The organism is Pseudonocardia sp. HH130630-07, assembly GCF_001698125.1.
Lineage (GTDB): Bacteria > Actinomycetota > Actinomycetes > Mycobacteriales > Pseudonocardiaceae > Pseudonocardia.
Window position 1 is genome coordinate 3116998 of the sequence record NZ_CP013854.1, and the last position, 20157, is coordinate 3137154.

Annotated in this window: 32 protein-coding genes; 29 read left to right on the forward strand and 3 right to left on the reverse strand. The window is 70.6% G+C overall.

The features are described 5' to 3' along the window. Positions 1-2: 2 nt before the first annotated feature. The 19 genes from rplP to AFB00_RS15215 all read left to right on the forward strand — a co-directional run bounded on the left by rplP (position 3) and on the right by AFB00_RS15215 (position 11482). Positions 3-422: a 50S ribosomal protein L16 gene (gene rplP / locus AFB00_RS15125; protein WP_068797774.1), complete on the forward strand. Its 420-nt coding sequence runs from the start codon at positions 3-5 to the stop codon at positions 420-422. After that, positions 422-667: a 50S ribosomal protein L29 gene (gene rpmC, locus AFB00_RS15130; protein WP_068797775.1), complete on the forward strand. Its 246-nt coding sequence runs from the start codon at positions 422-424 to the stop codon at positions 665-667. Before rplP ends, rpmC begins: the two co-directional genes overlap by 1 nt. Positions 668-675: 8 nt before the next feature. Continuing rightward, complete coding sequence (rpsQ, locus tag AFB00_RS35820; protein ID WP_083276043.1) at positions 676-1008, forward strand: 30S ribosomal protein S17; 333 nt, start codon at positions 676-678, stop codon at positions 1006-1008. Positions 1009-1016: 8 nt separating this feature from the next. Continuing rightward, on the forward strand, positions 1017-1385 hold the full coding sequence (rplN, locus tag AFB00_RS15140; protein ID WP_068797776.1) for a 50S ribosomal protein L14: 369 nt from the start codon (positions 1017-1019) through the stop codon (positions 1383-1385). Between the two features lie 15 nt (positions 1386-1400). After that, positions 1401-1727 carry a 50S ribosomal protein L24 gene (rplX, locus tag AFB00_RS15145; protein ID WP_068800332.1) on the forward strand — a complete coding sequence of 109 codons (327 nt, stop codon included), beginning with the start codon at positions 1401-1403 and terminating at the stop codon, positions 1725-1727. A 1-nt stretch (position 1728) separates the two neighbouring features. Next, entirely contained in the window at positions 1729-2292 is a 564-nt protein-coding gene (gene rplE, locus AFB00_RS15150) for a 50S ribosomal protein L5 (RefSeq protein WP_068797777.1), read from the forward strand. 4 nt (positions 2293-2296) lie between these two features. Continuing rightward, a complete protein-coding gene (locus AFB00_RS15155) occupies positions 2297-2482 on the forward strand; it encodes a type Z 30S ribosomal protein S14 (RefSeq protein ID WP_068797778.1) in 186 nt (61 codons plus the stop codon). 127 nt (positions 2483-2609) lie between these two features. After that, positions 2610-3008: a 30S ribosomal protein S8 gene (gene rpsH, locus AFB00_RS15160; protein WP_068797779.1), complete on the forward strand. Its 399-nt coding sequence runs from the start codon at positions 2610-2612 to the stop codon at positions 3006-3008. A 17-nt stretch (positions 3009-3025) separates the two neighbouring features. Continuing rightward, the gene (rplF, locus tag AFB00_RS15165) at positions 3026-3565 is read left to right on the forward strand and encodes a 50S ribosomal protein L6 (protein ID WP_068797780.1); all 540 of its coding nucleotides are present in this window, start codon (positions 3026-3028) and stop codon (positions 3563-3565) included. A gap of 44 nt (positions 3566-3609) precedes the next feature. After that, positions 3610-3978 carry a 50S ribosomal protein L18 gene (rplR, locus tag AFB00_RS15170; protein ID WP_068797781.1) on the forward strand — a complete coding sequence of 123 codons (369 nt, stop codon included), beginning with the start codon at positions 3610-3612 and terminating at the stop codon, positions 3976-3978. 31 nt (positions 3979-4009) lie between these two features. Next, positions 4010-4645 carry a 30S ribosomal protein S5 gene (gene rpsE, locus AFB00_RS15175; protein ID WP_068797782.1) on the forward strand — a complete coding sequence of 212 codons (636 nt, stop codon included), beginning with the start codon at positions 4010-4012 and terminating at the stop codon, positions 4643-4645. Between the two features lie 5 nt (positions 4646-4650). After that, positions 4651-4836, forward strand: coding sequence for a 50S ribosomal protein L30 (gene rpmD / locus AFB00_RS15180; protein WP_068800334.1), 186 nt, complete (start codon positions 4651-4653; stop codon positions 4834-4836). After that, positions 4833-5291 carry a 50S ribosomal protein L15 gene (gene rplO, locus AFB00_RS15185; RefSeq protein WP_231973942.1) on the forward strand — a complete coding sequence of 153 codons (459 nt, stop codon included), beginning with the start codon at positions 4833-4835 and terminating at the stop codon, positions 5289-5291. Before rpmD ends, rplO begins: the two co-directional genes overlap by 4 nt. A gap of 367 nt (positions 5292-5658) precedes the next feature. Next, positions 5659-6969 carry a preprotein translocase subunit SecY gene (gene secY / locus AFB00_RS15190; RefSeq protein ID WP_068797783.1) on the forward strand — a complete coding sequence of 437 codons (1311 nt, stop codon included), beginning with the start codon at positions 5659-5661 and terminating at the stop codon, positions 6967-6969. 126 nt (positions 6970-7095) lie between these two features. Continuing rightward, complete coding sequence (locus AFB00_RS15195) at positions 7096-7650, forward strand: adenylate kinase (protein WP_068797784.1); 555 nt, start codon at positions 7096-7098, stop codon at positions 7648-7650. A gap of 25 nt (positions 7651-7675) precedes the next feature. Further along, entirely contained in the window at positions 7676-8521 is an 846-nt protein-coding gene (map, locus tag AFB00_RS15200; protein ID WP_068797785.1) for a type I methionyl aminopeptidase, read from the forward strand. 116 nt (positions 8522-8637) lie between these two features. After that, entirely contained in the window at positions 8638-9756 is a 1119-nt protein-coding gene (locus AFB00_RS15205) for a Re/Si-specific NAD(P)(+) transhydrogenase subunit alpha (RefSeq protein WP_068797786.1), read from the forward strand. Beyond that, positions 9756-10067 (forward strand): NAD(P) transhydrogenase subunit alpha, encoded by a 312-nt coding sequence (locus AFB00_RS15210; RefSeq protein ID WP_068797787.1) that lies wholly within the window; start codon positions 9756-9758, stop codon positions 10065-10067. The genes AFB00_RS15205 and AFB00_RS15210 overlap by 1 nt, the downstream gene beginning before the upstream one ends. Then, positions 10064-11482: an NAD(P)(+) transhydrogenase (Re/Si-specific) subunit beta gene (locus AFB00_RS15215; protein WP_197519541.1), complete on the forward strand. Its 1419-nt coding sequence runs from the start codon at positions 10064-10066 to the stop codon at positions 11480-11482. Before AFB00_RS15210 ends, AFB00_RS15215 begins: the two co-directional genes overlap by 4 nt. Before the next feature lie 67 nt (positions 11483-11549). Here AFB00_RS15215 and AFB00_RS15220 read toward each other — a convergent pair whose 3' ends face one another. From AFB00_RS15220 to AFB00_RS15230, 3 genes are all read right to left on the reverse strand, one after another. Beyond that, positions 11550-11936 carry a hypothetical protein gene (locus AFB00_RS15220; protein WP_156819547.1) on the reverse strand — a complete coding sequence of 129 codons (387 nt, stop codon included), beginning with the start codon at positions 11934-11936 and terminating at the stop codon, positions 11550-11552. A 1215-nt stretch (positions 11937-13151) separates the two neighbouring features. Next, on the reverse strand, positions 13152-13379 hold the full coding sequence (locus AFB00_RS15225) for a DUF397 domain-containing protein (protein ID WP_068797789.1): 228 nt from the start codon (positions 13377-13379) through the stop codon (positions 13152-13154). A 5-nt stretch (positions 13380-13384) separates the two neighbouring features. Further along, the gene (locus tag AFB00_RS15230) at positions 13385-14269 is read right to left on the reverse strand and encodes a helix-turn-helix domain-containing protein (protein WP_068797790.1); all 885 of its coding nucleotides are present in this window, start codon (positions 14267-14269) and stop codon (positions 13385-13387) included. A 116-nt stretch (positions 14270-14385) separates the two neighbouring features. Between AFB00_RS15230 and AFB00_RS15235 the strand changes: the two genes are divergently transcribed. The 10 genes from AFB00_RS15235 (at position 14386) to AFB00_RS15280 (ending at position 20133) form a co-directional block, all read left to right on the forward strand. Next, a complete protein-coding gene (locus AFB00_RS15235) occupies positions 14386-14694 on the forward strand; it encodes a hypothetical protein (RefSeq protein WP_068797791.1) in 309 nt (102 codons plus the stop codon). Between the two features lie 284 nt (positions 14695-14978). Further along, on the forward strand, positions 14979-15200 hold the full coding sequence (infA, locus tag AFB00_RS15240; protein WP_010228514.1) for a translation initiation factor IF-1: 222 nt from the start codon (positions 14979-14981) through the stop codon (positions 15198-15200). A 46-nt stretch (positions 15201-15246) separates the two neighbouring features. Then, complete coding sequence (gene rpmJ, locus AFB00_RS15245) at positions 15247-15360, forward strand: 50S ribosomal protein L36 (RefSeq protein WP_068797792.1); 114 nt, start codon at positions 15247-15249, stop codon at positions 15358-15360. 174 nt (positions 15361-15534) lie between these two features. After that, a complete protein-coding gene (rpsM, locus tag AFB00_RS15250; RefSeq protein ID WP_068797793.1) occupies positions 15535-15915 on the forward strand; it encodes a 30S ribosomal protein S13 in 381 nt (126 codons plus the stop codon). After that, the gene (gene rpsK, locus AFB00_RS15255) at positions 15915-16322 is read left to right on the forward strand and encodes a 30S ribosomal protein S11 (protein ID WP_068797794.1); all 408 of its coding nucleotides are present in this window, start codon (positions 15915-15917) and stop codon (positions 16320-16322) included. The genes rpsM and rpsK overlap by 1 nt, the downstream gene beginning before the upstream one ends. An 18-nt stretch (positions 16323-16340) precedes the next feature. Further along, the gene (gene rpsD, locus AFB00_RS15260; RefSeq protein WP_068797795.1) at positions 16341-16946 is read left to right on the forward strand and encodes a 30S ribosomal protein S4; all 606 of its coding nucleotides are present in this window, start codon (positions 16341-16343) and stop codon (positions 16944-16946) included. A 93-nt stretch (positions 16947-17039) separates the two neighbouring features. Continuing rightward, positions 17040-18092 (forward strand): DNA-directed RNA polymerase subunit alpha, encoded by a 1053-nt coding sequence (locus AFB00_RS15265; protein ID WP_068797796.1) that lies wholly within the window; start codon positions 17040-17042, stop codon positions 18090-18092. 2 nt (positions 18093-18094) lie between these two features. Continuing rightward, positions 18095-18763 (forward strand): 50S ribosomal protein L17, encoded by a 669-nt coding sequence (rplQ, locus tag AFB00_RS15270; RefSeq protein ID WP_068797797.1) that lies wholly within the window; start codon positions 18095-18097, stop codon positions 18761-18763. Positions 18764-18837: 74 nt separating this feature from the next. Then, positions 18838-19656, forward strand: coding sequence for a tRNA pseudouridine(38-40) synthase TruA (gene truA / locus AFB00_RS15275; protein ID WP_068797798.1), 819 nt, complete (start codon positions 18838-18840; stop codon positions 19654-19656). 33 nt (positions 19657-19689) lie between these two features. Next, positions 19690-20133, forward strand: a complete 444-nt coding sequence (locus AFB00_RS15280; RefSeq protein WP_068797799.1) for a nucleoside deaminase — start codon at positions 19690-19692, stop codon at positions 20131-20133. Positions 20134-20157 lie beyond the last annotated feature (24 nt).

Here is a 20157-nt window from a genome sequence, read left to right on the forward strand (position 1 = left end):
CGATGCTGATCCCACGCAAGGTCAAGCACCGCAAGCAGCACCGGCCCAAGCGCAAGGGCATGGCCAGTGGCGGCACCGCGGTGACCTTCGGCGACTGGGGCATCCAGGCGCTGGAGCCCGCGTACGTGTCGAACCGGCAGATCGAGTCGGCGCGTATCGCGATCAACCGGCACATCAAGCGTGGCGGGAAGATCTGGATCAACGTCTTCCCGGACATCCCGATGACGAAGAAGCCCGCCGAGGTCCGCATGGGCTCCGGTAAGGGTTCGCCGGAGAAGTGGGTCACGAACGTGAAGCCCGGCCGGGTGCTGTTCGAGATGAGCTTCCCGAACAAGGAGACGGCCCACGAGGCACTTCGTCGGGCCATCCACAAGCTGCCCATGAAGTGCCGGATCGTGTCCCGTGAGGGTGGTGACATCTGATGGCGAGCGCTGGCAACACCAAGGCCGCCGAGCTGCGCGAGCTCTCCGACGAGGAGCTGGTCGTGCGCGTCCGGGAGGCCAAGGAGGAGCTGTTCAACCTCCGCTTCCAGATGGCCACCGGGCAGCTGGACAACAACCGGCGCCTGCGGGCCGTCCGCCACGACATCGCGCGGGTCTACACCGTCATGCGCGAGCGTGAGCTGGGCCTGTCCGCTGCGCCGACCGAGAGTGAGGGCGCAGCATGAGCGAGGGCGTGAGCGAGGACGTTCGCACCCCGGCCAAGGATGCGACGGCGGCGGCGAAGCCGTCCACCGCGCAGACGAAGCCGGAGGGGCAGCGCGGGGAGCGCAAGGTCCGTGAGGGCCTGGTCGTGTCCGCCAAGATGGACAAGACCGTGGTCGTGTCCCTCGAGGACCGGGTCAAGCACCCGCGGTACAGCAAGGTCATCCGCCGGACCAGCAAGGTCAAGGCGCACGACGAGGGCAACACGGCCGGCATCGGTGACCGTGTTCGCCTGATGGAGACCCGTCCGCTGTCGGCGACCAAGCGCTGGCGGCTGGTGGAGATCCTCGAGAAGGCCAAGTAGGAGACACAGTGATCCAGCAGGAGTCGCGGCTGCGCGTCGCCGACAACACCGGTGCCAAGGAGATCCTGTGCATCCGGGTGCTGGGCGGCTCCGCGCGGCGCTACGCCGGGATCGGCGACGTCATCGTCGCCACGGTCAAGGAGGCCATCCCCGGCGCCGGCGTGAAGCGTGGTGACGTCGTCAAGGCGGTCATCGTGCGCACCAAGAAGGAGAAGCGCCGTCCCGACGGCAGCTACATCCGATTCGACGAGAACGCCGCTGTCCTCATCAAGCCGGACAACGGCCCGCGAGGGACCCGAATCTTCGGCCCGGTCGGGCGCGAGCTGCGCGACCGCAAGTTCATGAGGATCATCTCCCTCGCTCCGGAGGTGCTCTGATCCATGAAGGCGAAGATGAAGGTGAAGAAGGGCGACACCGTTCAGGTGATCGCCGGTAAGGACAAGGGCGCCACGGGCAAGGTCATCGCGGCCTACCCGGACCGCCAGCGCGTGCTGGTCGAGGGCGTGAACCGGATCAAGAAGCACACCCGGATCAGCCAGAACCAGCGCGGTGCCGAGAGTGGCGGGATCGTCACCCAGGAGGCTGCCATCCACGTCTCGAACGTGATGGTCGTCGACTCCGACGGCAAGCCGTCCCGCATCGGCTCGAAGTCCGTCGAGGGCGAGGACGGCAAGGCCCGCCGGGTCCGGATCTCCAAGAGCAACGGGAAGGAGATCTGAGATGACCGCTCCGACCACCGAGATCCCTCGTCTCAAGCAGCGCTACCGGGACGAGATCCTGGACAAGCTGCGCGAGGAGTTCGGCTACTCGAACATCATGCAGATCCCCGGCCTGACCAAGGTCGTGGTGAACATGGGTGTCGGCGACGCCGCCCGGGACTCCAAGCTCATCGACGGCGCGCTGCGGGACCTGGCCACCATCACCGGCCAGAAGCCGCAGCTCCGTCGGGCGACGAAGTCCATCGCGCAGTTCAAGCTGCGTGAGGGCATGCCCATCGGCGCGAAGGTGACGCTCCGGAACGACCGCATGTGGGAGTTCCTGGACCGGCTGCTGACGATCGCGCTGCCCCGTATCCGCGACTTCCGCGGGCTCGAGGGCAACCAGTTCGACGGGCGTGGCAACTACACGTTCGGCCTGAACGAGCAGTCGATGTTCCACGAGATCGACCCGGACACCATCGACCGGCCGCGTGGCATGGACATCACCGTCGTGACCACCGCGACCACGAACGCCGAGGGCCGGGCGCTGCTGCGCCACCTGGGCTTCCCGTTCAAGGAGAGCTGAGCGAATGGCGAAGAAGGCGCTCATCAACAAGGCGAACGCGACGCCGAAGTTCGCGGTGCGGGGTTACACCCGCTGCCAGAAGTGCGGCCGTCCGCGTGCCGTCTTCCGCAAGTTCGGCCTGTGCCGCGTGTGCCTGCGCGACATGGCCCACGCCGGCGAGCTGCCGGGTGTGAGCAAGTCCAGCTGGTGATCTCACCGGCCCCGCACCCGCGGGGCAGGGGATCAACCCGATCGCCGAAGGCCCACGCCGGTGCGGCGCCCCGACCGGGGCGCCGCACCGGGCCGCGAGGAACCACGGCGGGAAAGAGACAGACACCATGACGATGACCGATCCGATCGCAGACATGCTGACCCGTCTGCGGAACGCGAACTCGGCCTACCACGACCGCGTCGTGATGCCGCACTCCAAGCTGAAGGTCTCCATCGCGGAGATCCTGCAGAAGGAGGGCTACATCGCGGCCCACCACACCGAGGACGCCGAGGTCGGCAAGTCCCTGGTCGTCGAACTGAAGTACGGCCGCAACCGGGAGCGGAGCATCGCCGGTCTGCGCCGGGTCTCCAAGCCCGGTCTGCGTGTGTACGCGAAGTCGACCAACCTGCCGCGGGTCCTGGGTGGGCTCGGCGTCGCGATCATCTCGACCTCCCGGGGTCTGATGACCGACCAGCAGGCCTACCGGAACGGCGTGGGCGGGGAAGTCCTCGCCTACGCCTGGTGAGAGAGGGGTAACGAACGATGTCACGCATCGGAAAGCTGCCCATCACCGTTCCGTCCGGCGTGGAGATCACCGTCGACGGCCGCACGGTCACCGCGAAGGGCCCCAAGGGCACCCTGTCGCACACCGTCATCGAGCCGATCACGGTCGAGCGCGACGACGACGGCACGGTGCTGGTGAAGCGCCCGAACGAGGAGCGCGAGGTCCGTGCCTACCACGGCCTGACCCGCTCGCTCGTCAACAACATCGTGGTCGGCGTCAGCGCCGGTTACGAGAAGAAGCTGGAGATCCACGGCGTGGGTTACCGGGTGGCGCTCAAGGGCTCGAACCTCGAGTTCGCCCTGGGCTTCTCGCACCCGGTCATCATCGAGCCGGCGGAAGGCATCACCTTCGCGGTGGAGAGCCCGACCCGGTTCTCCGTCTCCGGCATCGACAAGCAGCTCGTCGGCGAGACCGCCGCGAACATCCGGAAGCTGCGCCGCCCCGACCCGTACAAGGGCAAGGGCGTCCGTTACTCCGGCGAGCAGGTCCGCCGCAAGGTCGGAAAGACGGGTAAGTGATGGCCGAGACGAACGAGACCGTTTCCGGGGCCGCTCGTCGCCGGATGGCGTCCCAGGTCGCGCGCAAGCGTCGCGACTCGCGCATCCGCCGGCACGCCCGGCTGCGCAAGAAGATCTCCGGTACGCCGGTCCGTCCGCGCCTGGCGGTCAACCGCTCCTCGCGGCACATCACCGTCCAGCTGATCGACGACCTGGCCGGGCACACCCTGGCCCACGCGTCGAGCCTGGACGTCGATGTCCGTGGCCTGGAGGGCGACAAGAAGGCCAAGGCGGCCAAGGTCGGCGAGCTCATCGCCGCCCGGGCCAAGGCGGCCGGCGTCTCCGCGGTCGTGTTCGACCGCGGTGGCCTCGCCTACCACGGGCGGATCGCGGCTCTGGCCGACGCCGCCCGCGAAGGGGGCCTGGAGTTCTGATGCAGACCAAGCACACTGAAGGGATCGTCTGATGCCGGGACGTACGCGGCGTGACGGCGGAGGGCCCGGCGGCGGTAGCAACGACAACCGCAGCAACAACCGGGACCGCCGGGACGGCGGCCGTGGCGGGGCGGCCCAGGACAAGACCCCGTACATCGAGCGGCTGGTCACGATCAACCGCGTGTCCAAGGTCGTCAAGGGCGGTCGCCGGTTCAGCTTCACCGCGCTGATGATCGTCGGCGACGGCGACGGCCTGGTGGGCGTCGGCTACGGCAAGGCCAAGGAGGTGCCGGCCGCGATCGCCAAGGGTGTCGAGGAGGCGAAGAAGAACTTCTTCCGCATCCCGCGCATCGGCGGCACGATCGTGCACCGCGTGCAGGGCGAGGCCGCTGCCGGCGTCGTCATGCTGCGCCCGGCCTCGCCGGGTACCGGCGTCATCGCCGGTGGTCCGGTCCGCGCGGTGCTGGAGTGCGGCGGGATCTCCGACATCCTGTCCAAGTCCCTCGGCTCCGACAACGCCATCAACATCGTGCACGCCACGGTGGCGGCGCTGAAGGGGGTCCAGCGTCCGGAGGAGGTCGCGGCCCGCCGTGGCCTGCCGCTGGAGGACGTCGCTCCGCACAGCATGCTGCGCCAGCGTGCCGAGGCCGAAGCGACGAGGGTGTGAGTGACATGGCCACTCTCAAGATCACTCAGGTGAAGAGCAAGATCGGGGCCAAGAAGAACCAGCGGGACTCGCTGCGTTCGCTCGGCCTCCGCAAGATCCGGCAGTCGGTGGAGCGCCCGGACGACCCGCAGACCCGCGGGTACGTCCACGTGGTGCGTCACCTCGTGACCGTGGAGGAGGTGCAGGCGTGAGCGACGAGCAGAACGTCATCAAGCTGCACGACCTGCGTCCGGCCCCGGGCTCGAAGAAGGCCAGGACCCGTGTGGGTCGTGGTGAGGGCTCGAAGGGCAAGACCGCCGGGCGCGGCACCAAGGGCACGAAGGCCCGCAAGACGGTGTCGCCGCGGTTCGAGGGCGGGCAGATGCCGCTGCACATGCGGCTTCCGAAGCTCAAGGGCTTCAAGAACCGCTTCAAGGTCGACTACCAGGTCGTGAACGTCGGTGACCTGGCCGAGCTGTTCCCGAAGGGCGGCGAGGTCGGCCCGGCCGAGCTGGTCGAGGCGGGCGCCGTCCGTCGCAACCAGCTGGTCAAGGTGCTCGGCGAGGGTGAGCTCTCGGGCGTCGCCCTGACCGTGAAGGCGCACAAGTTCTCGGCGTCGGCCCGCGAGAAGATCGCGGCCGCAGGCGGTTCCGTCTCCGAGCTCTGAGGTTTCGCAGCGGGTCTCCCGCTCCGGCCACCGGGCCGGTCCGGCGCACTGCGCCGGGCCGGCCCGGACCTCGTTCGGGCCCCGTCCGTACCGCTCCCACCGTTCGTGTCCCGCTCCGGCGGGGCCGGGTGCGTGGGCGGGCGCCGGGGTGCCTCCGGACCGCTGTTACAGTCACGTCCGGACTGTGCGTCCGTGATGACCGGACGTCGCAGTACCGCGCGGTGCCGCGTGGTACGGCGCAACCCCCGTCGGCGGACAACGCCGGCCCGGGTGTCCCGGAAGGCGCGGACCGCGACTTCCATCCGGCCGGCCCGTCCGGGCCGGCGCAGGCGGTGTCGAACCGTCGACGTCGTAGGAGGATCACCGAGTGCTCAGCGCAGTCCGGTCGGCCCTGACCACACCGGATCTCCGCAAGAAGATCCTCTTCACGCTGGCGATCGTTGCGGTGTACCGGCTCGGGGCCAACGTGCCGTCGCCGGGTGTGTCGTACCCGAACATCCAGGAGTGCGTCCGCCAGGTCGAGGGCGGTGACAACGCGAGTGTCTACTCGCTGATCAACCTGTTCTCCGGTGGCGCGCTCCTCCAGCTGTCGATCTTCGCGCTGGGGATCATGCCGTACATCACGGCGAGCATCATCGTGCAGCTGCTGCAGGTGGTCATCCCGCGCTTCGAGCAGCTGAAGAAGGAAGGCCAGTCCGGCCAGGCCAAGCTGACGCAGTACACCCGGTACCTGACGATCGGCATCGCCGTCCTGCAGGCCACCGGCTTCGTCGCGCTGGCCGAGCGCGGGCAGCTGTTCCAGGGCTGCGCGCTGCCGGTCATCCCGGACTCGTCGATCTTCACCCTGATCGTCATCGTCGTGACGATGGTCGGCGGCACCACGCTGGTGATGTGGCTCGGCGAGCAGGTCACCGAGCGCGGCATCGGCAACGGCATGTCGCTGCTGATCTTCGCGTCGATCGCGCACCGGATCCCGGCCGAGGGCCAGCAGATCCTGGAGAACTCCGGCGGCCTGGTGTTCGCCGGTGTCTGCGTGTTCGCGCTGGCCATCATCGCGAGCGTCGTGTTCATCGAGAACGGCCAGCGCCGCATCCCGGTGCAGTACGCGAAGCGGATGGTCGGCCGTCGCATGTACGGCGGCACCTCGACCTACCTGCCGCTGAAGGTGAACCAGGCCGGTGTCGTGCCGGTGATCTTCGGTAGCTCGCTGCTCTACCTGCCCGACCTGATCGCCCGGCTGGCCGGGAACGACGGCGGCTGGTTCCAGCAGTTCGTGCAGACCTACCTGGTCGATCAGTCCAACCCGGTGCACATCGTGCTCTACATGGCGCTGATCATCTTCTTCACGTACTTCTACGTCGGGATCACGTTCAACCCCGACGAGCGCGCCGAGGACATGAAGAAGTACGGCGGCTTCATCCCGGGCATCCGGCCCGGCCGGCCGACCGCGGAGTACCTGAACTTCGTGCTCAGCCGCATCACCCTGCCGGGCTCGCTGTACCTGGGCATCATCGCCGTCATGCCGAACTTCTTCCTCGGCATCACCGGCAGCGGCCAGAACCAGAACTTCCCGTTCGGCGGTACCGCGGCGCTGATCATGGTGACCGTGGGCCTCGACACCCTGAAGCAGATCGAGAGCCAGCTCATGCAGCGGAACTACGAGGGTTTCCTGCGTTAGGCTCGTCGAAGCGTGGCCGTGCGGGAACCCCGGTCGGGGCCCCGGCCCCGACCCGGTGCCGGCGGCACCGTGCACCGGTGACGCCGCCGGTGCGATGCAGACAAGATTTCAGGAGGTCGGGTTCTCGTGCGACTCGTTCTGGTGGGACCGCCCGGTGCGGGCAAGGGGACCCAGGCTGAGCAGATGGCCAAGCGGCTGGACGTCCTGCACATCTCCACCGGAGATCTGTTCCGCGCGAACCTGCGCGACGAGACGGAGCTCGGTCGTGAGGCGAAGCGCTACATCGACGCCGGCGACCTGGTCCCGGACGAGGTGACCGTCGGGATGGTGGCCGACCGGCTCGGCGACGCCGACACCGCCGGTGGGTTCATCCTCGACGGCTTCCCCCGCAACACCGCGCAGGCGGCGTCGCTGGCGGAGATCCTGGACGCGAAGGGGCTGGCGCTCGACGCCGTCGTCCAGTTCGACGTCGAGGACGAGGTCGTCGTGCAGCGTCTGCTGGGCCGTGGCCGCAGCGACGACAACGAGGACACCATCCGCAACCGGCAGCGCGTCTACCGCGAGGAGACGGCCCCGCTGCTGGACCACTACCGCGACCAGCTGGTGACGATCGACGCGGTCGGCGAGATCGACGAGATCACCGAGCGGGTGTTCGCGGCGCTGCGCGACCGCGGCGCCTGAGCACGCGGGGAACCGAGGGACGATCATGAACGGTCGGGGTGGCATCCGTGGCGCCATCGCCCGGTACCGGGGCCGCGACATCGAGCTCAAGACCCAGCGCCAGCTCGAGCTGATGCGGGAGGCAGGTGCCCTGGTGGCGGCCACGCTCGCCGCGGTCACCGAGCAGGCCAAGCCCGGGGTGAGCACCGGTGAGCTGGACGCGCTGGCGGAGCAGACGATCCGGGACGGCGGTGGCGTGCCGTCCTTCCTCGGCTACCACGGCTTCCCGGGCAGCATCTGCGCCTCGGTGAACGACCGGATCGTGCACGGCATCCCCGGCCCGGACCAGGTGCTGGCCGACGGTGACCTGCTCTCGGTCGACTGCGGCGCCATCCTCGACGGCTGGCACGGCGACTCCGCCGTGACCATCGCCGTCGGGTCGGTGTCCGCCGCCGATCTCGCGCTGTCCGCGGCCTGCCGCGGCGCGATGGAGGCGGGGATCCTGGCGGTCCGGGCCGACGCCCGCCTGACCGACGTCTCCTACGCTATCCAGGAGGCGTGCCGGGCCGCGGCCGAGGCCGACGGTGCCGACTACGGCATCGTCGCCGAGTACGGCGGGCACGGCATCGGCACCTCGATGCACATGGACCCGTTCCTGCCGAACCACGGCGACCCGGGCCGCGGACCCCGACTGCGGCCGGGGATGGCGCTGGCGGTGGAGCCGATGCTCGTCGCCGGGGACCCGGAGACCGAGGAACTGGACGACGGCTGGACCGTCGTCACCGCGAGCGGGGGCCGGGCGGTGCACTGGGAGCACACGGTCGCCGTGACCGAGGAGGGCCCGTGGCTCCTCACCGCGCCGGCCGGCGCACCGGACCGCCCGGGTAGCTGATCGGGGCACTTGCACGATCCAGCCGGATCGGGCGCATCGGTCCAGTGCCCTCCCCGGGGGTAGCCGTGATCACGTGTTCGGCCCACGGGGCGCGACATCTGGACTAGGTTCCGGTCATGAGCGATGAGGCCGGGCGGGACGGTCCGCAGCGAACGGTCACGGTCGGGGTACCGCGCGAGGTCCGCGAGGGCGAGCGCCGGGTGGCGCTGGTCCCGAAGGTGCTGGGGAAGCTCTCCGGTCGTGGCGCCCGGGTCGTGGTGGAGAGCGGCGCCGGTTCCGGCGCGCTGATCCCCGACGCGGAGTACACCTCGGCGGGCGCCGAGATCGGCGATCCGTGGGCGGCGGACGTCGTCGCCGTCGTGAACCCGCCGACCGGCGAGCAGATCGGCAGGCTCCGGTCCGGGCAGGTGCTGGTCGGGTTCCTGTCCCCACTGGCCCATCCGGAGACCGTGCAGAAGCTGCGCGCGGCCGGGGTCACCGGGTTCGCGATGGAGTCGATCCCGCGGATCTCCCGGGCCCAGGGCATGGACGCGCTGTCCTCGCAGGCCAACGTCGCGGGGTACAAGGCGGTGCTGGCGGCGGCCGAGCACTCCACCCGGTTCTTCCCGATGCTCACCACCGCGGCCGGGACGGTGAAGCCGGCCACCGCGCTGGTGCTCGGCGTCGGCGTCGCCGGGCTGCAGGCACTCGCCACGGCGAAGCGGCTCGGCGCCCGCACCACCGGCTACGACGTGCGCCCGGAGGTCGCGGACCAGGTCCGGTCGCTCGGCGCGCAGTGGCTCGATCTCGGGATCGACGCCGCGGGGGAGGGCGGTTACGCCCGTGAGCTCAGCGACGACGAGCGCGCGCAGCAGCAGCAGGCGCTGTCCGAGGCGATCACCGGGTTCGACGTCGTCGTCACCACCGCGCTGGTCCCGGGCCGCCCGGCCCCGCGGCTGGTCAGCGCCGCCGCGGTGGAGGGCATGCGGCCCGGCAGCGTGATCGTCGACATGGCGGGCGAGGCCGGCGGCAACTGCGAGCTGACCGAGCCGGGGCAGACGGTCGTGCGCCACGACGTGACGATCGTGTCCCCGCTGAACCTGCCGTCGACGATGCCCGAGCACGCCTCCGAGCTCTACGCCCGGAACGTGACCTCGCTGCTCGAGCTGATGCTCGCCGACGGCGTGCTGACCCCGGACGTCGACGACGAGGTCCTGGTCAAGTCCTGCGTGACGCGCGCGGAGGAGGGTTCCTGATGGACACCGGACTGCTGGCGAACCTCGCCATCCTGGTGCTGGCCGGCTTCGTCGGCTTCGCCGTCATCTCGAAGGTGCCGAACACCCTGCACACGCCGCTGATGTCGGGCACCAACGCGATCCACGGGATCGTGCTGCTCGGCGCGATCGTCGTGCTCGGCCGGGAGGAGGTCGGCGTCGTCGACGGGATCATCCTGGTGGTCGCGATCGCGTTCGGCGTCATCAACGTGGTCGGCGGCTTCCTGGTCACCGACCGGATGCTCGGCATGTTCAAGGCGAAGCCGACCGAGCGGAAGGGAGACGGATCGTGAACCTCGCCGCCACCGAGACGCTGCCGGACGGTCCGCTCGGCGTGATCGTCCCGATCCTCTACATCGTCGCGTTCGCGCTGTTCATCTACGGCCTGTCCGGCCTGACCGGGCCGCGCACGGCGGTGCGCGGGAACAAGATCGCCGCCGTCGGGATGGCGATCGCGGTCCTCGCGACCCTGCTGCTCGTGCAGGCGAACTGGATCCTCATCGTCGTCGGGCTGGTCGTCGGCACGCTGCTCGGCGTCCCGTCCGCGCGCAACGTGAAGATGACCCAGATGCCGCAGATGGTGGCGCTGTTCAACGGCGTCGGCGGCGGTGCGGTCGCGCTGATCGCGTGGGCGGAGTTCCGCGGGTCCGACGGCTTCGCCGGGATCGAGCTCTACGTCGTCATCGCGTCGATGTTCGCGGCGATCGTCGGGTCGATCTCGTTCTGGGGCTCGCTGATCGCGTTCGGCAAGCTGCAGGAGATCCTGCCGGGGCGCCCGATCGGGCTGGGACGGGTGCAGCAGCCGCTGAACCTGCTGCTCCTGGCGCTGGCGGTGGTGGCCGCGGTGTTCGCCGGGCTCGGCGGGGCGTCGGAGACGTGGATCGTCGCCGTGCTGGTGATCGCGGCCGTGGTCGGCGTGCTCGTCGTGCTGCCGATCGGCGGTGCGGACATGCCGGTCGTGATCTCCCTGCTCAACGCGATGACCGGGCTCTCGGCCGCCGCGGCGGGGCTGGCGCTGGACAACACGGCGATGATCGTCGCGGGCATGATCGTCGGCGCGTCCGGCTCGATCCTGACCAACCAGATGGCGGTCGCGATGAACCGGACCATCCCGGCGATCGTCGCCGGTGGGTTCGGCGGGACGCAGGCCGCGGCCGCCGACGACGGCGTCGAGCGCACCGTGAAGTCGACCTCCGCGGCGGACGCGGCGATCCAGATGGCGTACGCGGCGCAGGTGATCGTGGTGCCCGGCTACGGCATGGCGGTCGCCCAGGCCCAGCACGCGGTGAAGGACATGGCCAAGCTGCTGGAGAGCAAGGGCGTCGAGGTCAAGTACGCCATCCACCCGGTCGCCGGCCGGATGCCGGGGCACATGAACGTGCTGCTCGCCGAGGCCGACGTCTCCTACGACGCCCTCAAGGAGATGGACGACATCAACGACGAGTTCGCCCGCACCGACGTCACCCTGGTGATCGGGGCGAACGACGTCACGAACCCGTCGGCGCGCACCGACCCGTCCAGCCCGATCCACGGGATGCCGATCCTCAACGTCGACGAGTCCCGCAACGTCATCGTGCTGAAGCGGTCGATGGGGTCCGGGTTCGCCGGGATCGACAACCCGCTGTTCTTCGCCGAGAACACGTCGATGCTCTTCGGTGACGCGAAGTCGTCGGTGACCGAGGTGACCGAGGAGCTGAAGGCGCTCTGAGCCGGTGCGGTGTCCCCGGGGCCGGGTGGTCGCGGGGACACCGTCGCCGCGGTGGTGGGGCCCTGCCTCAGGGGATGCTGCTGAAGCGGACCGAGCGGACGGTCCGGGTGGCCCGCTCGCCCGCGGCCAGTGGCGTCCGGTCCTCGATCCGGGCCACGCAGGAGCCCGTGGAGACCAGCGCGACCCGGTTCGTCCCGTTGACGAACTCCGACCAGGACGCCTGCCGGCCGTCCGGGGTCGTGAGGTCGTAGCAGACGCCGAGCGCCGGGTCCTGCAGCACCCGGGACGCGGCGAACCGCTCCCCGTCGTCGGTGACCCCGTTCAGCGCCACCGCCTTCCCGCTCGCCGGGGGCGGCGGCGCGGCGACCCCCACGGCCGGAACCAGCACGGCGGTGGTCGCAGCGGCGACCACCGCCACGAGCAGCCGCACGGTGGGACGGACGAGACGAGGCACCAGTACTCCCTTCGACGGATCCGACCGCGCAGAGTGGCGATCGGTGCATGGGAGGCGTAACGACGTCACGCCCATCGGGTTACTGAGTCACGGAGCGTGGCCATTTGTGTCGACGGTGCGTGACGGGTGTGGCTCGTGTGATCACGTGGGATTGATGTGGCGATCGGTCGCCGGGGACGGGCCGCTCGGGCCCCGTGGCTGTCGCTCCTGCGATCCGGGTGCGGTCCGAGGTGTCGCGCCCGGTCTGCCGGGGCCGCGGCCGGCCTGCCGGGCGTGGCCGGCCCGGGCTCGGATCCGTTTCGGGATGCACGGTCGGTACGGGTGTCGCGCCCGATCCGCCGGAGGGGTGTTCGGGCCGGCGTCGTGTGGAGTGCGCGTTCGGGTGTGGGATGTGCGCGGTCCGGGCCGGGGCTCCGGTGATCGAATTTGTGGCGACGTCCGGTGCCGCTGGTGGCACCGGACGCAGCCGAGCCGACGATCAACCGTGCGGGCCTCATCGTTCGGACCTGGCACCGGCACCGGCACCGGCATGGGCATGGGCGCCGGCTGAGGCGCGGGCACAGGCACCGAGTCCGGCACCGACTCCGGCGCGGGCGGCGGCACCGAGTCCAGCACGGGCACCGGCTCCGGCATGGGCGCTGACTCCGGCACCGGCACCGGCACCGGCACCGGCACCGGCATCGGGCGCCGGTGCGTCGCGGATGCGGCTCGGGCCGAGCAGCGGCTCGCCGCTCCGCGGTACCCGCGCCGAGATGTGCGTGAGCGGGCTCCGGTGATCGACAGCGCCCGCTCATGCGCATCTCGGCGCGGAGATCCGCGGCCCGGGCGGATGCCGTGCGCCGCTCCCGGGGCAGATCCGCGGTGATCAGATCCTTGGCGACATCACGTGCCACCTGCGGCACCGAACGCAGCCGATGATTCGATCATCATGTCCGAGCCGAGCCGAGCCGAGCCGAGCCGAGCCGAGCCGAGCCGAGCCGAGCCGAGCCGAGCCGAGCCGAGCCGAGCCGAGCCGAGCCGAGCCGAGCCGAGCCGAGCCGAGCCGAGCCGAGCCGAGCCGAGCCGAGCCGAGCCGAGCCGAGCCGAGCCGAGCCGAGCCGAGCCGAGCGGGATCCCCGCGGCGCGCCACGGTGCCCGCGCCGAGATGCACGTCAGCGGGCCCGGAGTGCGGCAGCGCCCCGCTGGTGCGCACCTCGGCGCGCACACGGGGCGGGATCAGCCGGCGGGGAACTCGCCGTGCGCGACACCGGTCAGGAAGGCGCGCCACTCCGCCGTGGTGAAGGCGAGGACCGGGCTCGCCGTACCGAGCTTGGTGTCGCGGACCCCGGCGTGTCCGGGGATCGTCGCCACCTCGACGCAGCCGCCGTTCTCCCCGCCGCTGTGGGTGGACTTGTGCCAGGTGGTGGATGCGGAGAGCGCGGCGACGATGTCGTCGTGGGGCATGCCGGTCAGAGCTCCTCGAGGAGGCGCGCGATGAGGGCCAGGGAGTCGCCGGGGCGGAGCGCCTCCACGCGCAGCCGGTTCAGCTCGTTGCTGAACACGCGGATGTCGTCGGCCTCATCGTAGTAGTGGCCCCGGATGCGGTCCTCGACGTAGACGCAGCCCGGGTAGTTCTCCAGCTCGCCCGGCGCGGAGAGCAGCGTGAACGTGCCCTCCGTACCGGGATGGGCGCCTGCCTCGAACGGCAGGACCTGGATCTCGATGTTCGGGCGCTCGGCGAGCGCGAGGAGATGACGTAGCTGCTCGCGCTGGACCTCGACACCACCGATCGGCCAGCGGAGCGCGGGTTCGGCGATCACTCTCCAGACCAGCGGCGGCTCGTCCCGGTCCAGCACTCGTCGCTGCCGCTCCATCCGCAGCTCGACCAGGTCCTCGATGGCGGTGTCACGCCCGCCGCCGTCGGAGTCCGGGGTCTCCCGGCGCACGGCACTCATCAGTGCGTGCGCGGTGTCGCGTGTCTGGAACAGGCCGGGCACCACGTGGGCGTCCCAGCTCTCGATCTGTGCGGCGTAGGTCTCCAGGCCGAGGAACAGGTTCAGGTGCTCGGGCGCGGCGTCGTGCGCGCCGACCCACCAGTCCTTCCCGCGCTTGGCCCGGACCCGCAGCTCCTGGAAGTGGTCGATCCGCTCGGGCACCCCGTACAGCTCCAGGAGGACGTCGAGCTGCAGCGGTCCCGGCAGCGTCCGGCCGGTCTCGAAGTGCCCGATCGCCTGGATGCTGCCCTTCGTCGCGCGGGCCGCCTGCTCCCGGGTGAGGCCCGAGCCCTCGCGGAGCCGGCGCAGTTCCACGGCGATCCACCACTTCAGAGCCGTCCGGCTGTCCGATGCGACCACCCCCGCAGTCTCCCCCGGTGAGGTCGTCCGCGACACGCCGGGTCATACGGAGTGACGTAGCTACAGAAATCTCTCACATGTAGCGTGCTCCATATGAGAACGGCTAGCGCGCGCTGATGGCGCGCGAGTGGAGCGGTAGCGCCGACACCGACCTGCTGCGCCGCGGTGTCGTGGCGGTGGACTCGGCGGTGGACGGGTTGCGGCACTACGTCCACGAACGGCACCACTCGGCGGCGCTGGCGGCCCGGGTCCGGGACGGCTTCCCGGCGCTCTGCGGTGCGTCGGTCGTCGCCGAGTCGCTCTGTGCCGCCCCGCGGCCGGTCTGCCCGCCCTGCCGGGCCGCGGTACGGGTGGCGGCCGCGCCCCGCCCGTCGGCGCGGAGACCGGGCCGGTGGGTGTGGTCGCGGTACCGGTCGGTGACCTGAGGCCCGGTGACGGGGGCGGGCCGGGAACGCCCGGCGCGCTGCCCTGGTCCCGGGGGCGGGGTCTTCGGTACCGTCGGCGGTCCGGCGGGCGCGCGGCGTCCGTCACCCCCGCGTGCATCCACCGCGGGCGACCTCCGTACACTGGACAGCCGGTGCGCTCTGTGGCGCCGGATCCGTCGTGTATCCCACTTTCGGGTCCGGGCCCTTCCGTGCGCACCGTGCCGCTCTCCGGTCCCAGGCCGGTGCAGCGGTGCAACCGACACCTGTCACGGATAGCGGAGGACATGGCTAAGAAGGACGGGGCGATCGAGGTCGAGGGCCGGGTCGTCGAACCCCTGCCGAACGCGATGTTCCGGGTGGAGCTGGAGAACGGCCACCGGGTGCTCGCCCACATCAGCGGGAAGATGCGCCAGCACTACATCCGGATCCTTCCGGAGGACCGGGTGGTGGTCGAGCTGTCGCCCTACGACCTCAGCCGCGGCCGCATCGTCTACCGCTACAAGTGACCGTCGGTCGCACGACCGAGAAGATCGACTAGCAGAGGCAGACGACGTGAAGGTCAAGCCGAGCGTCAAGAAGATCTGCGACAAGTGCCAGGTGATCCGCCGCCACGGCAAGATCATCGTGATCTGCTCGAACCTGCGCCACAAGCAGCGCCAGGGCTGAGCAGACCGGCACTCGTCGTGATCGTCTGATCGCGGACGCGAGAAGCCCCCGGTGTACCTGCCGGGCCATGAGGGCCCGGTAGCACCCCCGGAACCAGGCCGGGGCCCGATCTCCAACGGCGGATCGGGACGGACATCGGGAAGACCTGGAACGACAACAAGGAGAACACGCCGCATGGCACGTGTTGCCGGCGTCGACCTCCCCCGCGACAAGCGGATGGAGATCGCGCTCACCTACATCTTCGGGGTCGGACGGGCCCGCTCGAAGGAGATCCTCGTGGGCACGGGCATCAGCCCCGACCTGCGGTCGAAGGATCTGACCGACGAGGACGTCAGCAAGCTTCGCGAGTACATCGAAGCGAACCTGCAGACCGAGGGCGACCTGCGCCGTGAGATCCAGGCGGACATCCGCCGCAAGATCGAGATCGGCTCGTACCAGGGTATCCGTCACCGTCGCGGCCTTCCGGTCCGCGGCCAGCGCACGAAGACCAACGCGCGCGGCCGCAAGGGTCCGAAGAAGACCGTCGCCGGTAAGAAGAAGGCAGGGAAGAAGTAATGCCGCCCCGCGCACGTCAGGGTGCCGGACCCAAGAAGGTCCGCCGTCGCGAGAAGAAGAACGTCGCGCACGGTCACGCCCACATCAAGTCCACGTTCAACAACACGATCGTGTCGATCACCGACCCGACCGGTGCCGTCATCGCCTGGGCCTCGTCCGGGCACGTCGGCCTGAAGGGCTCGCGGAAGTCGACGCCGTTCGCCGCGCAGCTGGCCGCTGAGAACGCCGCCCGCAAGGCCATGGACCACGGCATGAAGAAGTGCGACGTCTTCGTGAAGGGCCCGGGCTCCGGCCGCGAGACCGCGATCCGCTCGCTGCAGGCCGCCGGCCTCGAGGTCGGCACCATCAACGACGTCACCCCGCAGCCGCACAACGGGTGCCGCCCGCCCAAGCGGCGCCGGGTCTAAGGGGAAGGAAGAACCACCATGGCTCGCTACACCGGCCCCATGACCCGCAAGTCGCGCCGACTGAAGACCGACCTCGTCGGCGGCGACCAGGCGTTCGAGCGTCGTCCCTACCCGCCCGGCCAGCACGGCCGGATCCGGATCAAGGAGACCGAGTACCTCCTGCAGCTGCAGGAGAAGCAGAAGGCCCGCTTCGGCTACGGCCTGCAGGAGAAGCAGCTCCGCGCCTACTACGAGGAGGCGCACCGCCGGGAGGGCAAGACCGGCGACGAGCTGCTGCAGATCCTCGAGTCGCGGCTCGACAACGTCGTGTACCGCGCCGGCCTGGCGCGCACCCGGCGGATGGCCCGCCAGCTGGTGAACCACGGCCACTTCCTGGTCAACGGGAAGAAGGTCGACATCCCCAGCTTCAAGGTGTCGCGGTACGACATCATCGACGTGCGGGACAAGTCGCGGAACATGGACCCGTTCGTCATCGCCAAGGAGACCCAGGGCGACCGCCCGGTCCCGGCGTGGCTGCAGGTCGTCCCGTCGACGCTGCGCATCCTGGTCCACCAGCTGCCCGAGCGCGCTCAGATCGACACCCAGGTCACCGAGCAGCTCATCGTCGAGTACTACTCGAAGTAGCTCGACACCCCCGCCGCCCCGCAGGGAGGGGCGGCGGGCCCTGTCTGCGACATCAAATAGCGGTTGTCGCAGGTGCTAAGGAGGCACACACCCATGCTGATCTCTCAGCGACCCTCTCTCTCCGAGGACGTCGTCGCCGAGACCCGGTCGCGGTTCGTCATCGAGCCGCTGGAGCCGGGCTTCGGCTACACCCTCGGCAACTCCCTGCGCCGGACGCTGCTCTCGTCCATCCCCGGCGCCGCCGTCACGTCCATCCGGATCGACGGCGTCCTGCACGAGTTCACCACCGTGCCGGGGGTGAAGGAGGATGTCACCGACATCATCCTGAACCTCAAGGAGCTCGTCGTGAGCTCCGAGGAGGACGAGCCGGTCACCATGTACCTGCGCAAGCAGGGCCCGGGTGCGGTCACCGCCGGCGACATCGTGCCGCCGGCCGGCGTCACCGTGCACAACCCGGACCTGCACATCGCCTCGCTGAACGACAAGGGCCGGCTCGAGGTCGAGCTCGTCGTCGAGCGGGGTCGTGGGTACGTCCCGGCCATGCAGAACAAGGCCACCGGTGCCGAGATCGGCCGCATCCCGGTCGACTCGATCTACTCGCCGGTGCTGAAGGTGACCTACAAGGTCGAGGCCACGCGAGTCGAGCAGCGCACCGACTTCGACAAGCTGGTGCTCGACGTCGAGTCGAAGCCGTCCATCACCCCGCGGGACGCGCTGGCCTCGGCCGGCAAGACCCTGGTCGAGCTGTTCGGCCTGGCCCGCGAGCTGAACGTCGACGCCGAGGGCATCGAGATCGGCCCCTCCCCGCAGGAGGCGGACACCATCGCGGCGTTCGCGATGCCGATCGAGGAGCTGGACCTCACCGTCCGGTCCTACAACTGCCTCAAGCGCGAGGGCATCCACACGGTCGGCGAGCTCGTCGGCCGCAGCGAGGCGGACCTGCTCGACATCCGCAACTTCGGCGCCAAGTCGATCGACGAGGTCAAGATGAAGCTCGTCGGTCTCGGCCTGGCCCTCAAGGACAGCCCGCCCGGGTTCGACCCGTCGGCGGCGGCGAGCGACTACGGCGTCGACGGTGACAGCGGGTTCGACCCCGGCACCTTCGGTGACGACGGTCAGGACTACGCAGAAACGGAGCAGTTGTAGCCATGCCCCAGCCCACCAAGGGTGCCCGCCTCGGCGGGTCTCCCGCGCACCAGCGGCTGATCCTGGCCAACCTGGCGACCTCGCTGTTCGAACACGGCCGGATCACCACCACCGAGGCCAAGGCCCGGCGGCTGCGTCCGTACGCGGAGCGGCTGATCACCAAGGCCAAGGCCGGCGACCTGCACAACCGGCGCGAGATCATGAAGGTGATCCGCGACAAGTCGGTCGTGCACCGCCTGGTCACCGAGATCGGTCCGTTCTTCTCGGACCGCAACGGTGGCTACACCCGGATCACCAAGACGATGCCGCGCAAGGGCGACAACGCCCCGATGGCGGTCATCGAGCTGGTCCAGCAGAAGACGGTCACCGACGAGGCGAACCGTGCCCGTCGCGCGGCCGGCTCCCAGGCGGCCACCCCGGCCGCCGCGGCCCCGGCTGCGGCGGACGAGGAGACCACGGCCACCGAGGCCGAGGTCACCGCGGCCGACGAGGCCCAGGAGGCCGCCGAGAAGGCGGTCGACGCCGCCGTCGAGGCCGAGGAGGTCGCTCCGGGTTCGGAGGCCGCCGACAAGGCCGTCGACGCCGCCGCAGCCGCGGAGGAGGCCGCCGACGAGGCTGCCGACGCCGCCGGCTCGGCGGACGCGAAGAGCACGAAGGAGTCCGGCTCCTGAGCCGATCGCACCACCCCGACGAGCCCGCCGTCACCGACGGCGGGCTCGTCGGCGTTTCCGACCCGTCCGCGACCGTGCGGGTCCGGCTGGACCTCGCCTACGACGGGACCGACTTCTCCGGCTGGGCCGCCCAGCCGACCCGGCGCACGGTGCAGGGGGTGCTCACCGAGGCGATCTCGACGGTGCTGCGGACCCCGCTGCGCCTCACCGTCGCGGGCCGCACCGACGCCGGCGTGCACGCGCACGGCCAGGTGGCCCACGTCGACGTCCCGGCTGCGCTCGACCCGCAGATCGACGGGCTGGTGCGGCGGCTCAACCGGTACCTGCCGCCGGACGTCCGGGTGCGGGCGACGACCCGGGTCCCGGACGCGTTCGACGCCCGGTTCTCCGCGCTGCGCCGGCACTACCGCTACCGGGTCACCGGTGCACCGTTCGGTGCCGAGCCGCTACGGGCCCGGGAGACCGTCGCCTGGCCGCACCCGCTGGACGCCGGTCCGATGAACGCGGCGTCGCGGCTGATGCTCGGCGAGCACGACTTCGCCGCGTTCTGCAAGCGTCGCGAGGGTGCGACGACCGTCCGGGCGCTGCAGCGGTTCGACTGGGCGGCGGCGCCGGACGAACCGGGCGTGCTGGTCGCCTCGGTCTCGGCGGACGCGTTCTGCCACTCGATGGTCCGCAGCCTGGTCGGTGCGCTGTTCGAGGTGGGCCGCGGGCACCGCCCCGTCGCGTGGCCGGCGGAACTGCTGGCCCGGACGGCGCGGGCCTCGGAGGTCACCGTCGCGCCCCCGCACGGACTGTCGCTGACCGGTGTCGACTACCCACCGCCCGGCGAGCTGGCGGCGCGGGCCGAGCAGACCCGGCGGATCCGGGTGCCGGGCCCGGGCGCCGGCTGACCCACCGCGCGATCCCGGTATAGGTTCGCCCGCATGGACCCGAGCTGGCTGGACGTGGCGGTGGCGGAGGCCCGGAACGGCCTCGCGTCCGGCGGCATCCCGATCGGGGCCGCGCTCGTCGGGCCGGACGGCGAGGTGCTGGGCCGCGGCCACAACCGCCGCGTCCAGGACGGCGACCCGTCGGCGCACGGCGAGACCGCGGCGTTCCGCGCGGCCGGCCGCCAGCGCGACTACCGGGCGACGACGATGGTCACCACGCTCTCCCCGTGCTGGTACTGCTCCGGGCTGGTCCGGCAGTTCGGGATCGGGGCGGTGCTCGCCGGCGAGGCGCGCACGTTCCACGGCGGGCACGACTGGCTCGCCGAGCACGGGGTGCGGGTGCAGGTGCTCGACGACCCGCGGTGCGTCGAGATGATGACGGCGTTCGTCGCCGAGCGTCCCGAGGTCTGGAACGAGGACATCGGCGTCGCCGGGTAGTTCTACGCAGCACACCCCGTTCGG

Coding starts and splice junctions, on each gene's coding strand:
- rplP (WP_068797774.1), top strand. CDS start 3: ATGCTGATCCCACGCAAGGTCAAGCACCGCAAGCAGCACCGGCCCAAG.
- rpmC (WP_068797775.1), top strand. CDS start 422: ATGGCGAGCGCTGGCAACACCAAGGCCGCCGAGCTGCGCGAGCTCTCC.
- rplX (WP_068800332.1), top strand. CDS start 1,401: ATGAAGGTGAAGAAGGGCGACACCGTTCAGGTGATCGCCGGTAAGGAC.
- rplE (WP_068797777.1), top strand. CDS start 1,729: ATGACCGCTCCGACCACCGAGATCCCTCGTCTCAAGCAGCGCTACCGG.
- AFB00_RS15155 (WP_068797778.1), top strand. CDS start 2,297: ATGGCGAAGAAGGCGCTCATCAACAAGGCGAACGCGACGCCGAAGTTC.
- rpsH (WP_068797779.1), top strand. CDS start 2,610: ATGACGATGACCGATCCGATCGCAGACATGCTGACCCGTCTGCGGAAC.
- rplF (WP_068797780.1), top strand. CDS start 3,026: ATGTCACGCATCGGAAAGCTGCCCATCACCGTTCCGTCCGGCGTGGAG.
- rplR (WP_068797781.1), top strand. CDS start 3,610: ATGGCGTCCCAGGTCGCGCGCAAGCGTCGCGACTCGCGCATCCGCCGG.
- rpsE (WP_068797782.1), top strand. CDS start 4,010: ATGCCGGGACGTACGCGGCGTGACGGCGGAGGGCCCGGCGGCGGTAGC.
- rpmD (WP_068800334.1), top strand. CDS start 4,651: ATGGCCACTCTCAAGATCACTCAGGTGAAGAGCAAGATCGGGGCCAAG.
- map (WP_068797785.1), top strand. CDS start 7,676: ATGAACGGTCGGGGTGGCATCCGTGGCGCCATCGCCCGGTACCGGGGC.
- AFB00_RS15205 (WP_068797786.1), top strand. CDS start 8,638: ATGAGCGATGAGGCCGGGCGGGACGGTCCGCAGCGAACGGTCACGGTC.
- AFB00_RS15210 (WP_068797787.1), top strand. CDS start 9,756: ATGGACACCGGACTGCTGGCGAACCTCGCCATCCTGGTGCTGGCCGGC.
- AFB00_RS15225 (WP_068797789.1), bottom strand. CDS start 13,379: ATGCCCCACGACGACATCGTCGCCGCGCTCTCCGCATCCACCACCTGG.
- AFB00_RS15235 (WP_068797791.1), top strand. CDS start 14,386: ATGGCGCGCGAGTGGAGCGGTAGCGCCGACACCGACCTGCTGCGCCGC.
- infA (WP_010228514.1), top strand. CDS start 14,979: ATGGCTAAGAAGGACGGGGCGATCGAGGTCGAGGGCCGGGTCGTCGAA.
- rpsM (WP_068797793.1), top strand. CDS start 15,535: ATGGCACGTGTTGCCGGCGTCGACCTCCCCCGCGACAAGCGGATGGAG.
- rpsK (WP_068797794.1), top strand. CDS start 15,915: ATGCCGCCCCGCGCACGTCAGGGTGCCGGACCCAAGAAGGTCCGCCGT.
- rpsD (WP_068797795.1), top strand. CDS start 16,341: ATGGCTCGCTACACCGGCCCCATGACCCGCAAGTCGCGCCGACTGAAG.
- AFB00_RS15265 (WP_068797796.1), top strand. CDS start 17,040: ATGCTGATCTCTCAGCGACCCTCTCTCTCCGAGGACGTCGTCGCCGAG.
- rplQ (WP_068797797.1), top strand. CDS start 18,095: ATGCCCCAGCCCACCAAGGGTGCCCGCCTCGGCGGGTCTCCCGCGCAC.
- AFB00_RS15280 (WP_068797799.1), top strand. CDS start 19,690: ATGGACCCGAGCTGGCTGGACGTGGCGGTGGCGGAGGCCCGGAACGGC.